The sequence below is a fragment of the Cyanobium sp. ATX 6F1 genome (assembly GCF_024346315.1).
GTDB lineage: Bacteria > Cyanobacteriota > Cyanobacteriia > PCC-6307 > Cyanobiaceae > ATX-6F1.
The window spans coordinates 111,277-123,724 of the sequence record NZ_JAGQCS010000002.1; the positions used below are offsets into that span (position 1 = coordinate 111,277).

General features: G+C 65.9%; 13 protein-coding genes. 7 read left to right on the forward strand and 6 right to left on the reverse strand.

Features of this window, described 5'->3' with window-relative positions; translation table 11 throughout:
- Positions 1–6: 6 nt before the first annotated feature.
- The 3 genes from KBZ13_RS03285 to KBZ13_RS03295 are packed head-to-tail and all read right to left on the reverse strand — an operon-like array spanning position 7 to position 4,741.
- A complete protein-coding gene (locus KBZ13_RS03285) occupies positions 7–1,317 on the reverse strand; it encodes a CO2 hydration protein (protein ID WP_255006204.1) in 1,311 nt (436 codons plus the stop codon).
- Positions 1,314–2,840 carry an NADH-quinone oxidoreductase subunit M gene (locus KBZ13_RS03290; protein ID WP_255006205.1) on the reverse strand — a complete coding sequence of 509 codons (1,527 nt, stop codon included), beginning with the start codon at positions 2,838–2,840 and terminating at the stop codon, positions 1,314–1,316. Before KBZ13_RS03290 ends, KBZ13_RS03285 begins: the two co-directional genes overlap by 4 nt.
- A complete protein-coding gene (locus KBZ13_RS03295; RefSeq protein WP_255006206.1) occupies positions 2,840–4,741 on the reverse strand; it encodes an NAD(P)H-quinone oxidoreductase subunit F in 1,902 nt (633 codons plus the stop codon). The genes KBZ13_RS03290 and KBZ13_RS03295 overlap by 1 nt, the downstream gene beginning before the upstream one ends.
- 166 nt (positions 4,742–4,907) lie before the next feature.
- Here KBZ13_RS03295 and KBZ13_RS03300 point away from each other — a divergent pair, with 166 nt between their 5' ends.
- Positions 4,908–6,107: a cation:proton antiporter gene (locus tag KBZ13_RS03300; RefSeq protein WP_255006207.1), complete on the forward strand. Its 1,200-nt coding sequence runs from the start codon at positions 4,908–4,910 to the stop codon at positions 6,105–6,107.
- On the opposite strand, the gene KBZ13_RS03305 is transcribed toward KBZ13_RS03300, so the two are convergent.
- Together KBZ13_RS03305 and KBZ13_RS03310 are read right to left on the reverse strand one after the other, a co-directional pair.
- A complete protein-coding gene (locus KBZ13_RS03305; RefSeq protein ID WP_409995602.1) occupies positions 6,077–6,520 on the reverse strand; it encodes a hypothetical protein in 444 nt (147 codons plus the stop codon). The genes KBZ13_RS03300 and KBZ13_RS03305 overlap by 31 nt on opposite strands.
- Before the next feature lie 90 nt (positions 6,521–6,610).
- The gene (locus tag KBZ13_RS03310) at positions 6,611–6,778 is read right to left on the reverse strand and encodes a hypothetical protein (RefSeq protein ID WP_255006209.1); all 168 of its coding nucleotides are present in this window, start codon (positions 6,776–6,778) and stop codon (positions 6,611–6,613) included.
- Positions 6,779–6,945: 167 nt separating this feature from the next.
- Between KBZ13_RS03310 and KBZ13_RS03315 the strand changes: the two genes are divergently transcribed.
- A complete protein-coding gene (locus KBZ13_RS03315; protein WP_255006211.1) occupies positions 6,946–7,734 on the forward strand; it encodes a BMC domain-containing protein in 789 nt (262 codons plus the stop codon).
- Here KBZ13_RS03315 and rdgB read toward each other — a convergent pair.
- Entirely contained in the window at positions 7,724–8,356 is a 633-nt protein-coding gene (gene rdgB, locus KBZ13_RS03320) for an RdgB/HAM1 family non-canonical purine NTP pyrophosphatase (RefSeq protein WP_255006217.1), read from the reverse strand. The genes KBZ13_RS03315 and rdgB overlap by 11 nt on opposite strands.
- Positions 8,357–8,618: 262 nt before the next feature.
- On the opposite strand from rdgB, the gene KBZ13_RS03325 reads away from it, so the two are divergent.
- The 5 genes from KBZ13_RS03325 to KBZ13_RS03345 all read left to right on the forward strand — a co-directional run bounded on the left by KBZ13_RS03325 (position 8,619) and on the right by KBZ13_RS03345 (position 12,359).
- A complete protein-coding gene (locus KBZ13_RS03325; RefSeq protein ID WP_255006220.1) occupies positions 8,619–9,611 on the forward strand; it encodes a sodium-dependent bicarbonate transport family permease in 993 nt (330 codons plus the stop codon).
- 5 nt (positions 9,612–9,616) lie between these two features.
- The gene (locus tag KBZ13_RS03330; RefSeq protein WP_255006223.1) at positions 9,617–9,898 is read left to right on the forward strand and encodes a P-II family nitrogen regulator; all 282 of its coding nucleotides are present in this window, start codon (positions 9,617–9,619) and stop codon (positions 9,896–9,898) included.
- Positions 9,899–10,116: 218 nt separating this feature from the next.
- The gene (locus tag KBZ13_RS03335; RefSeq protein ID WP_255006227.1) at positions 10,117–10,431 is read left to right on the forward strand and encodes a BMC domain-containing protein; all 315 of its coding nucleotides are present in this window, start codon (positions 10,117–10,119) and stop codon (positions 10,429–10,431) included.
- Between the two features lie 72 nt (positions 10,432–10,503).
- Positions 10,504–11,919 (forward strand): form I ribulose bisphosphate carboxylase large subunit, encoded by a 1,416-nt coding sequence (locus KBZ13_RS03340; RefSeq protein WP_255006229.1) that lies wholly within the window; start codon positions 10,504–10,506, stop codon positions 11,917–11,919.
- 98 nt (positions 11,920–12,017) lie between these two features.
- Positions 12,018–12,359: a ribulose bisphosphate carboxylase small subunit gene (locus KBZ13_RS03345; RefSeq protein ID WP_255006231.1), complete on the forward strand. Its 342-nt coding sequence runs from the start codon at positions 12,018–12,020 to the stop codon at positions 12,357–12,359.
- The last annotated feature ends 89 nt before the right edge of the window (positions 12,360–12,448 follow it).

Below are 12,448 nucleotides of genomic sequence, written 5' to 3' on the forward strand. Positions count from 1 at the left end.
GATCTCCTAGCGGTAGTCCTGGGTCTGGATCTGGGGCAAGCGTGCCTCGGGCCGAATGAAACGGTCCATCTGAGCCTCGAAAAACTTCCGGTTCGCCATCAGGTGCTCCGGATCGGTGTCGTCGAGGGGGTAGAGCAGCGCACAGCGCAGGGCCTGGATCACCGCAGAGGTGACGTTGTACATGGAGCGCTGGAAGGTGACACCCAGCTGGATCAGGATGTCGGCCTCACCGCGCTTGTGCTGGTCGTAGAGCTCCGTGAGGTAGGGCGGCAGGAAATGCAGCATGTCCTGCATCAGCAGCGTGGGGGGGATGCCCGCCGAGCCCACGGGGAAGACATCGGCATAGAGGATGCCGTAGTGGAAGTCGGCCTGCACTTCGGGCACCTGGCCGGCCTGGGCGTTGTAGCTCTTGGTGCCCCGGAACGGCGCCGTGCGGTAGAAGACGGCCTCCACATAGGGAAGGGCCGCCTCATACAGCCAGGTGAACCCTTCAGATTTGGGAATGATCTCGAACATCTCCTCGCCGATGTACACATGGTGGTAAATCGGCCGGCCGGCCACGGCGAAGATGCCGTTGACGAGGAAGTCCATGGCGTCGGGCACCCCTTTGAATCCACCTTCGTCGTAGATGTCGCTCATCTCGAAGAAGACCGGGGCCATCACCTCCCAGAACAAGCCCAGGTTGGCGTAGTAACTCATTTTGCGAACCTGCTCCAGGAACATCTCCGGGAACAAGGCATGCAGCCCGAGCATCAGGGGATTGCCCTTGAAGTAGGCCTTGATCGCCCGGTCGGCGTTGGCCTTGTAGACGTCGGTTTCGAGGTAGTCGTAGAAGCGGCCACCCATGCCCTGGTGCCACAGCATGGCCTCCATGCAGGCCTCGGCGAACTCCATGTTGATGCGGTCGTGCCACAAATGGTGGAGAAGTTTGGACATCGGGCGGGTCTCGCCCTTGGCCATGAACTCCAGCAGCTCGGGGTGGGCCGTGGCTGGACCCCGCCAGATGCGCAGCTTGGAATCGTCGCCGGCGTAGGAGTTGGGCAGATCCAGATACTCCTGGGTGGGGAAGTACTTGAAGGCCGGCAGGGGATCAAGGAACACCCGCTCGGCGATGTAGAGCAGGTCGCGCCAGTAGAAGTCCATCGGCACGGCATAGGCCTTGTAGATGCCGATGATCTGCATCAGGTTTTCCGGCGTGTCCGGCAACATCGAACCGCCGGCCTCCAGCCGATGGATCACCTCGGCGTAGGGATGCTGCGAAGGAGGGATCAGGGGCGGACGGGTGGTGGTTTCGGCCGCGGCGGTAGGCGGAGTCATGAGACGGGGACCTCCAGGGGGAAGGTGAGGGTGGCCGAAGCCAGGAAGGTCTGGGCGGGGGAGGGAGGAATCTGCTGGGCCCGCAGGGCCAGGGCTGCCGTACTGCTTTCACTCCAGCCCACCAGGGAGGTGGGCCAGAGCCCGCCCACCACCACGAGCACGGTGAGCACCATGGCGGGAAGCCGTTCCTGCCAGGTGGTGCTCTGCCAGTCGGCCCGTTCGTTGTCGAGTCGACCGAAGCCCACCCGATTGAACAGGCGCACGGCATAGACGGCCGTGAAGCCCGAGGCCACCAGGCAGATCAGGGTGGCTCTGGGGAAGGCCGTCCAGCTTCCTTCGAACACCAGCAACTCCGCCGGGAAACCGGCCAGGCCGGGGATGCCGGCGGCGGCCATCAGGGCGAGCAGGAGCATGCCCAGGGTGAAGGGCAGGCCCCGGTAAGGATTGAGCAGGCCGGAGAGCTCCGGGATGGAGGTGGTGCCCGTGCGGCGCTCGATCAGCCCCACCGTGGCGAACAGCAGGGCCACGATCAGGCCGTGGGCCAGCACCTGGGCCACGGCCCCCTGCAGACTCATCGGGGTGGCGGCCGCCAGGGCCAACACCAGCAGGCCCATGTGACCGAGGGAGCTGTAGGCCATCAGCCGGCGCATGTCGCGCTGGGCGATGGCGTTGAGGGCGCCGTAGACGGCACTCACCGCTCCGGCGGCAGCGATCCAGGGGGACCAGGCCATCCAGGTATCGGGCAGGAAGCCCACCCCAAAGCGCAGCAGACCGTAGGCACCGAGCTTGGCCACGGCTCCGCCCAGCAGCATCACCACCGGCGTGGGGGCCTCGGCATAGGTGAGGGGCTGCCAGCCATGCAGCGGTACCACCGGCAGCTTCAGGCCGAAGCCGAGCAGCAACAGTCCGAGGATCACGGCGGAGGCCCGGGGGGTGATCTCCGCTCGCATCAGGTCGTCGTAGGCGAAGCTGAAGCCGTTGGCGTTGAACCAGCCCAGGGCGAGCACACCGGCCAGGAGACTCAGGCCCGACACCGCGCCATAGATCAGGTAGCGGATTGCCGCGCCGGCCCTCCGTTTTCCTCCCCAGATCGCCACCAGCAGAGTGGTGGGGATCAGCACGAGTTCGAAGGCCAGCACGAACAGCAGGGCGTTGCGGGCCAGGAAGGCGCCCACCACTCCGAGGTTGGTGGCCAGCATCAGCGGGAAGTAGAGCCGCGGACGGAGCTGGTCGGCGGGGGAGGCCAGAATGGCCAGGGCGGTGAGCAGGCCGCTCAGCACCACCAGAGGCAGGGAAAGGCCATCCAGACCAAGATCAAAGGAGAGCCCCAGCTTCGGCAGCCAGGCCAGGTGCAGATCCGCCGGGGGGTACCACCAGCAGAGCAGGGCCAGCACCAACTGAAGGCCCGGGGCCAGGGCGGCAAGGCTGCGCACCAGCACCGGACGATTCTCCGGCAGCAGCGGCAGCAGCACTCCCGCCAGCAGGGGCAAGGCGACGAGCAGGGGGAGAACCAGGGGTGCCATCAGCGGAGTGGAAGGAAGGGCACGGTGGGCTGGGAGACCAGCAGCCAGGCGGCCATCAGCAGCACGCCCAGCAGCAGGGTGAGGGCATAGGCCTGGGTGCGGCCGGATGTGGTGAAACTGAGTCGGCGGGCCCCCTCCATGGCGGCGCCACCGGTGGCGCCGCTGAATCCGTCCACCAGCCGCTCGTCGGTCCAGGCGCTGAGGCGGGAAAGGGCCACCACGGCGCCCACCACGGTGCGTTGGTAGAAGCGCTCGGTCTGCATGTCATGGGCCAGCCAGTCCTGCAGTCCGCCGAGGATGGTCGGAAGGTGGGCCAGGGGATGGGGACGTAGATAGAAGACCGCTGACAGTCCGCCACCTACCAGGGTGGAGAGCAGCAGGGGCCAGGCCATCGGACCCCAGCCAGGCAGGGGCGTGAGGGCATAGAGGCCGTTGCGCACCAGCAGCTGGGGCAGGTGCAGGGTCACCCCCATCAGCACGACGGTGGGCAGCACCATCAGCCAGAGGGCCTCGGGTGAGCGGGTGGTGAACGGCGATGGGCGGCCGGCCCAGATCAACCCGAACACCCTGATCAGGCCAGCACTGATCAGGGCATTGGTGAGCAACACCAGGCTGCCCAGGAGGATCGGGCGGTCGCTGGCGCTGGTCAGGGCCATCAGCTCGCGCAGGGCGGCGAAGCCTCCGAAGGGAGGCAGGGCGATCAGGCCGGCGGCACCGGTGAGGAAGGCGAGGCCGATCAGGGGCCGGCGGCTCCAGAGGCCACCGAGCTTGGTGAGGTCCTGGGTCACGTTGGTGATCACGATCGTGCCGATCGAGAGCAGCATCAGGGCCATCGGCAGGGGATACACCAACAAAAGGTGATCGGCCGTGTCGATGCCGCCCAGGCCCACCGCCATGAACAGCAGCCCCATCCAGCTGGTCACGAGGAAGGAAAGCGCGCGCTTGACATCGATCTGGGCCAGGGCGATCAGGGCCCCGACCACGGCACTGGTGCCGCCCACCACCACGAGCACTGTCTGCACGAGGGGGCTCAGGGCGATCAGGGGCTGGAGACGCAGCAGCACCCAGGCGCCACCGACCACCACCACGGAATTGCGCAGCACGGTGGAGGGCAGGGGGCTCTCCATCGCCTCATCGAGCCAGAGGTGCAGGGGGATCTGGGCACATTTGCCCATCGGCCCGGCGATCAGGGCCAGCAGGATCAGGGTGACGCCGGCAGGAAGTTCGTCGGGGTTCTGCCCCGCGGCCCAGGTGGCCAGGCCATGGAAATTCCAGGTGCCGGTCACCGGCAGGATGGCGATCAGCCCAGCCAGCAGGATCAGGTCGCCGATCCGCTTGGTGAGGAAGGCATCGCGGGCTCCTTTCACCACCAGGGGCTGGTTGTACCAGGTGCCCACGATCAGGTACGTGCCCAGCGTGAGCAGCTCGAGGATCACGTAGCTGAAGAACAGGGAATCGGTGAGCACCAGGGCGCAGAGGCCGGCCTCGAAGAAGCTGAGGCTGCCGAAGAAGCGCGGCCAGCCCCAATCCATCTCCATGTAGCCGATCGCGAAGATCTGAGTGAGCACGTGCAGGCCCGTGATCACCGTCATCGCGATCAGGGCGGGCTCAGTGATGATGCCCTCGAACCCGATCGAAAGGCCGGCGGTCGAAAGCCAGGTCCAGCCGAAGGTGAGGGGTTTGTAGAGGGCGCTCGGCCCCGCTGCCGCATTCGAGAGCAGACCCATCAGGGCGAGCACGCTGTGGACGAAGGCCACGCTCACCATCAGCAGGTTGAGGTAGCCGCAGGGGCGTGGCCCCGTGCGCCAGATCAGGCCGGGCGACCAGGCCGAAGAGGCCACGGCGGCCAGCAACGGGTAGAGGGGAATCAGCCAGGCCGTCTCAGTGAAAAAGACGGTCATCAAGGGAGCCAGCGAAGGTCACCGCATTCGGTGGTGCGAACACTAATTACGGCGTCGAGTGTTTGGGTGGGAAGGGGCAACGGCGTTGCCTATCGGTCAACCAAGTTCTGATTATCCCCCCGCCTGGTTAGGGTCCGGCGCGACCTTTGCGAACTGCCATCAGCCCATGGCCTCCCCCACGGTGCTGATCAGCCTTCTCGCCCTGCTGCTTGCGGTCGTGGTGGCCAGGCGTCTGCAGGGCCTGCTGGGCAGCGCCGCCCTGCCGGCGATCCTGCTGGAACTCACGGTCGGCTTCCTGCTGGGCAACACCGTGCTCTCCTACGAGCGCCTCAACGGGGTGTCGGGCATCGCGGAGCTGGGGGTGATCAGCCTGTTCTTTCTGGTCGGCCTGGAAACCAGAGGCGATCTGCTGGCCGATCACCGCACTGACATCCTGCGCACGGTGCTGATCAGCAGCCTGGCGCCGCTGCTGTTCTTCGTGCCGGTGAGGGCCCTCACCGGCGCCAGCACCGCCCAGGTGCTGCTGTTCCTGGCGGTGGTGGCCGCCACCGGCACTGGCGTGACCCTGCGCACCCTTCGCAGCCTGGGGGCGATGGCCACTCCCTCGGCGCGGCTGCTGGTGGGTGTTTCGGTGCTGGATGATCTTCCGGCGGTGGGCCTCCTGGCCCTGGCCACCTTCGTGGCGGGGCGATCCGGAGAAGGCACCAGCGGAGCAGGCGCGCTGGCCGCGAGCGGCCCCTTCGCCAGCGGCGGACTGGGCTGGATCGCCCTGGGCCTGGCGCTGGCCGGCCTCTGCTACGGGCTGGTGAAGGTCTTCGTGCAGCGCTGCGGCCCCAGGAGGCTGGGCCCGTTTGCCCTGGTGTTGCTGATGATCGCCAGCGCCGCAGCGGGGGAGACGTTCGGACTCACCGGCCTCCTTGGGGCCCTGTTCGGAGGGATGCTGCTGGCTCGGCTCAGCCCGCCCGATGCCGCCGTGGAGGACAACCTGGTGGTGTTCTCCGATGTGTTCGTGCCGCTCTACTTCGTGACCGTGGGCATGCGGGTGAAGCTGGAATCACTGCTGAGCCCGGCGGCCTGGCAACTGGCGGGCCTGCTGATCGCCATGGCCCTGATTAGCAAGCTTCTCTGTTGGTATGGGATCGGAAAAGCGGCCCGCTCCCAGGGCGTTGACCCCTGGACGGTGGTGTTCGGCCTGATCCCCCGCGGTCTGCCCGGCCTGGTGTTCGCCGGCGCTGCTCTCAAGGCCGGCTTGATCGATGACAACGCCTTTTCGGCGCTGGTGATCATGGTGACCAGCACCACCGTGCTGGGGCTGTTGCTTTTGAATCGCCGCGTTCAGAGTCTGCGGCGGAAGGCGTCGCCGTAGGAACTGCGCTCGGCGTCAGCGTTGCTGCGGCTCAGCTTCCAGACATTGCGGCTGAGGCGGCGGGCCACCAGGCCTGCCCGCTCCACAAAGCCCGATCCGGGCCTTGCCCCCAGCAGCAGGCTCACCTCGGCCGTGCTCAAGGGGGCGCCGGTACGAATGGCCAGGTCGGTGAGTTCCAGGCGTTGGCGCAGGGCCGCTGAATCCAGCTGGCCCCCATCGCCACCGTCATTCCAGACCAGGGGCGCCTCGCTGGCGTTGGCCCCCAGACGCTGCATCAACCCCAGACCGATGAAGGCGAGGGCCTGCTCTGGCTTGACGCCCTGGTCCACGGCCTGGGCAATCCAGTCGGAGAAAGTGATGCTCTCGGCCTCGGAGCGGAGTGGCTGGGTCGGGGTGGTGCGTTTCGTGGCCACGGCGGGTTCCACAGGGTGCCTGGGCGGAAGGTACCCGCTTCTGCCGGTGGCGCAAGGGGCCGCCCCCAGCCGGTCGAGAGCAACCTGGGGTCACCCCACCAGCTGGCGGCGCCGGGCCCGCCTCAGCCAGCTGGCCACGCTCTGGTCGCGGTCGGCGAACTTCTGCAGGTAGATGCGCTCAGCGAGGGAAACGGGGTGGTCGTTGCCGATGCGCTCGATGATCGCCTGCAGGCGCAGGCGGGTGGCGGACGTGAGCATGAAACAGACGCCGTAGATGAACCTTGATAGCGACGACCCCAGGCGCCGTCGTGTCGATGGGTACCTTTTGCTCGCCGGCGTCTGGGGTTCCCAACGGGGCGCAAGTTAAGATCGCCTCCAGCTCCTCGCCCATGGCCTGACGAGCGGCCATCCCAGCCCCCGGAGCCATGGATCGTCTCTCCAGCCTCGACGACCCCCTACGGAGGCGACGACCCGGTTCACTCAGCGGCGGCACGCCGATCACCGGCACCCAGATCGACATCGAGTCCAGCGGTCCGAGCTGCGTCACCATCACCACCGACAGCGAAGGCCACCGCCTCGCCAACAGCAGCGGTGCGGTGCAGTCGATCCAGCTGCGCACCTACGTCTTCATCGACTCCCTGCAGCCCCAACTGGCCGCCTACATGGGCACGGTGTCCCAAGGGTTCCTGCCGATCCCCGGTGACGCCTGCCTCTGGTTGGAGGTGTCCCCCGGCATGGCCGTGCACCGTGTCACCGACATCGCCCTCAAGGCCAGCACCGTGCGCCTGGGACAGATGGTGGTGGAGCGCGCCTTTGGCTCCCTGGCGCTTTACCACCGCGACCAGAGCAACGTCCGCCACTCCGGCCAGGTGGTGCTGGAGGCGATCGGCAGCAGCATCGATCGCCGCAACAACTGCCACGTCAGCTGGACGGAGATCATCCGGGCGATCACCCCCGACCATGCGGTGCTGATCAACCGTCAGAACCGCCGCGGTTCGATGATCCAGGCCGGGATGAGCATGTTCATCCTTGAGACCGAACCCGCCGGCTACGTGCTGATCGCCGCCAATGACGCCGAGAAGGCGGCCAACATCACCGTCGTCGACGTCAAGGCCGTCGGAGCCTTCGGCCGACTCATCCTCGCCGGCCGTGAAGGAGATGTGGAGGAGGCGGCAGCGGCGGCCATGCGCGCCGTGGCCCAGATCAACGCCTGAGCGGAACGTCCAATAACTCCAGGAGCGCTGGGGCCAGGGCCCGGGCAGCCTTGCCACGGCTGCCGAGCCGGTCCTTCTGGTAGCTGGACATCTGGGCATAGGTCAGCCCCGCCTCGCGCACCCGGAACAGCGGGTCGTAGCCACCGCCCTCACCCCGGGGCGCCGTGAGGATCTCGCCACGACAGACCCCCTGGGCCTCGAGCACCGTGGTGCCGGAGGGATCGGCCAGGGCCATGGCGCTGTTGAAGCTGGCGCTGCGGTAGGGGGTATCGCCCAGGTCCCGCAGCAACCGCGCCAGGCGTTCGGCATCGCTGGAGGCGTAGCGGGCGGAATAGAGCCCCGGGGCACCGCCCAGTGCATCCACCTCCAGGCCTGAGTCGTCCGCCAGGGCCCACTGGCCCGTGAGCCGGGCCACGGTTTCGGCCTTCAGCCGGGCGTTCTCCCCGTAGCTGGCACCGGTTTCCTCGATCTCCAGGCCCTCGGGCTGGGGGCGCACATCGAGCTGGAGGCCTTCAAGCATGGCGCCGATCTCCGCCACCTTGTGGGGGTTGCCGCTGGCGATCACCAGCACCGGCCGGGGGGCCGAGCGATCAGCGAACACACCCAAGGACAACCGAATCATGCAATAGCCATTCTCCGCCACGACCTCCCAGTTGAACGGCTGCAAGGGCCGAAGGAATGGCCGAGACCCACAGTCCGACCGTCCAGAGGCCGAGTCACTTGGAGCAGTCACGATGGGCGTTCCGTCGACCAGCCGAAGATCGACGGAATCGCCGATGGCGCCATGGAGCCCTCAGGGCCCTTGCTTTTCGCCACGGCCCTGGCCCGGATTCCAGCGCTGCCCGTAGGCTGCGCCAGACGCTGAAACCCTCGAGCGGGCTGCGATGGACACCAGCCTGGTTCTGCAGAATCTGCTCTCGCCGCCGGTTCTGTTCTTCTTTCTCGGTGTGCTGGCGGTGCTCCTGGGCTCAGACCTGGACATCCCCTCGCCGCTGCCCAAGCTCTTCTCTCTTTACCTGTTGCTGGCGATCGGCTTCAAGGGAGGCCTGGAACTTCAGCACAGTGGCCTGGCCGGCCAGGTGCTGCCCACGATCAGCGCGGCCGTGCTGATGTCGCTGGCGGTGCCGCTGCTGACCTTCCTGGTGCTGCGCACACGCCTGGACACCTTCAACGCCGCCGCGATTGCCGCCACCTACGGCTCGATCAGCGCCGTGACCTTCATCACCGCCCAGAGCTTCCTCGGGGTGCTGGGGGTGGGCTTCGACGGTTTCATGGTTGCCGCCCTGGCCCTGATGGAATCGCCGGCGATCATCATCGGCCTGCTGCTGGTGAAGCTGGCCGGGCCCCAGCAACGGCCTGGGGGCGGAGAGATGCCCTGGAGCTCCGTGCTCCGTGAGGCGTTCCTGAACAGCTCGGTCTTCCTGCTGGTGGGCAGCCTGGTGATCGGATTTTTGGTGGCTCAGTACAGCCCCAGCGGTGTGGCCAAGATGGAGCCCTTCACCGACAAGCTCTTCTACGGCGCCCTGAGCTTCTTTCTGCTCGACATGGGCATCGTTGCCGCCCAACGGCTGGCGGAGCTGCGCAAGGCGGGCGCCTTCCTGATCGGCTTCGCCCTGCTCTGCCCACCGGTCAATGCCCTGGTCGGGCTCGGCATCGCCCTGCTGCTGGGGCTGTCCCAGGGCAACGCCCTGCTCTTCATGGTCCTCTGTGCCAGCGCCTCCTACATCGCCGTGCCGGCGGCCATGCGCATGACGGTGCCGGAGGCCAACCCAAGCCTCTATATCTCCACCTCATTGGGGCTGACCTTCCCCTTCAACATCGTGGTAGGCATTCCTGCCTACATGGCGATCGTCCAACGCCTGATCCCCGCCACCTGATAGCCATGAAACGCATCGACCTGATCTTCAGCGAACGGGAACTCGACAAGATCTGCAGCGCCATCGACCGGGCCGGTGCCCCGGGCTACTCGGTGATGCGTCACGTCACCGGCCGTGGCCCCAATGGAGAGGTGTCGGAGGGCATGGACTTCAGCAGCCTCGGAGCCAACGCCCACGTGATCGTCTTCTGTGAGCACGACGTGCTCGACAAATTGCGCACCAGCGTGAGGCCGATCCTCAACTACTACGGCGGCGTGGCTTTCGTGGGCGACGCAGAAAGCTTCTGAGCTGTGGGACCCAAGGCCTTCCTGCAGGGCCTTCTTGGGGAAATGACCAGAGCGGCCCAACAGGAAAACCAACGTTTTGTGACGCACTGATCAGACGCACTTATTGATGCCAGCACGGACCGTGATGACTCGGCATACCAAAAATCCTTGACGGGGGGGTAAGCCGCCGACCATGGTGACGAACGAACATTCCACCCCCCCTCTTCCAGGAGTAGGCAATGGCTAACGAAATCATGGGCATCGCCCTCGGCATGATCGAAACCCGGGGGCTCGTCCCGGCCATCGAGGCGGCTGACGCCATGACCAAGGCTGCAGAAGTGCGCCTGATCGGCCGCGAATTCGTTGGCGGCGGCTACGTCACCGTGCTGGTGCGCGGTGAAACCGGCGCCGTCAACGCCGCCGTCCGCGCCGGCGCTGACGCTTGTGAGCGCGTTGGTGACGGCCTGGTGGCCGCCCACATCATCGCCCGCCCCCATCGCGAGGTGGAACCGGCTCTGGGGAGCAGCAGCAACTTTCTCGGTCAGAAGGACTGAGGACTGAGGCGAAGCTGACGAAGCGCCCATTCCTTTAATCCATTCCCAACCGACCCAACTGGAGATCTCCCTATGAGCAAGAAGTACGACGCAGGAGTCAAGGAGTACCGCGACACCTACTGGACTCCTGATTACATCCCCCTCGACACCGACCTGCTGGCCTGCTTCAAGGTCACCGGCCAGGAAGGTGTACCCAGGGAAGAAGTGGCCGCCGCCGTGGCCGCTGAATCTTCCACGGGCACTTGGTCCACCGTGTGGTCCGAGCTGCTCACCGACCTCGACTTCTACAAAGGTCGTTGCTACCGGATCGAAGAAGTCCCTGGCGACAAGGAGTCGTTCTACGCCTTCATCGCCTACCCGCTCGATCTGTTCGAGGAAGGCTCGATCACCAACGTGCTGACCTCCCTGGTCGGCAACGTGTTCGGCTTCAAGGCCCTGCGCCACCTGCGCCTGGAGGACATCCGCTTCCCGATGGCCTTCATCAAGACCTGCCCGGGTCCCCCGAACGGCATCTGCGTCGAACGTGACCGGATGAACAAGTATGGCCGTCCCCTGCTGGGCTGCACCATCAAGCCCAAGCTGGGCTTGTCGGGCAAGAACTACGGGCGGGTGGTCTACGAATGCCTCCGCGGTGGTCTCGACTTCACCAAGGACGACGAGAACATCAACTCCCAGCCGTTCCAGCGCTGGCAGAACCGCTTCGAGTTCGTGGCCGAAGCCGTGCAGCTCGCCCAGGAGGAAACCGGCGAGAAGAAGGGGCACTACCTCAACTGCACCGCCGCCACTCCCGAGGAGATGTATGAGCGGGCCGAGTTCGCCAAGGAACTCAATCAGCCGATCATCATGCACGACTACATCACTGGTGGCTTCACGGCCAACACCGGTCTGTCGAAGTGGTGCCGGAAGAACGGCATGCTGCTCCACATTCACCGTGCCATGCACGCGGTGATCGACCGTCACCCCAAGCACGGCATCCACTTCCGTGTGCTGGCCAAGTGTCTGCGCCTCTCCGGTGGTGACCAGCTCCACACCGGCACCGTGGTGGGCAAGCTCGAAGGTGACCGTCAGACCACGCTCGGCTTCATCGACCAGCTGCGTGAATCCTTCGTTCCCGAAGACCGCAGCCGCGGCAACTTCTTCGACCAGGACTGGGGTTCGATGCCCGGCGTCTTCGCCGTGGCTTCCGGTGGCATCCACGTGTGGCACATGCCCGCACTGGTGGCGATCTTCGGCGACGATTCCGTGCTGCAGTTCGGTGGTGGCACCCACGGCCACCCCTGGGGCTCCGCGGCTGGAGCTGCCGCCAACCGCGTGGCCCTCGAAGCCTGCGTCAAGGCCCGCAATGCCGGCCGTGAGATCGAGAAGGAAAGCCGCGACATCCTCATGGAAGCTGCGAAGCACAGCCCCGAACTGGCGATCGCCCTTGAAACCTGGAAGGAGATCAAGTTCGAGTTCGACACCGTCGACAAACTCGACGTCACCGCCTGATCGTCTGAGCTGAAGGAGAGAGGCCGGGTTCTCTGGCTCCTCTCCCTTGCCGCAGCGGCCCGGGTCGTTTCCCACCAACCTTCATTCCCACCATCCCCATGCCCTTCAAGAGCACCGTGGGTGACTACCAAACAGTCGCCACCCTGGAGACCTTCGGCTTCCTCCCGCCGATGTCCCAGGACGAGATCTACGACCAGATCGCCTACATCATTGCCCAGGGTTGGAGTCCCCTGGTCGAGCACGTTCACCCCAGCCGTTCGATGGCGACCTACTGGTCGTACTGGAAGCTCCCCTTCTTCGGTGAGAAAGATCTCGGTGTGATCGTCAACGAGCTCGAGTCCTGCCATCGGGCCTACCCCGACCACCACGTGCGTCTTGTGGGCTATGACGCCTACACCCAGAGTCAGGGTTCCTGCTTCGTGGTTTTCGAAGCACGCTGAACCCCAGTGGTCCCGGCTTCGGTCGGGACCACTGTTATTGATGACAATCGCGATCCCGTAGCCACGGTGTCGACATCCAGTCCAGGGGA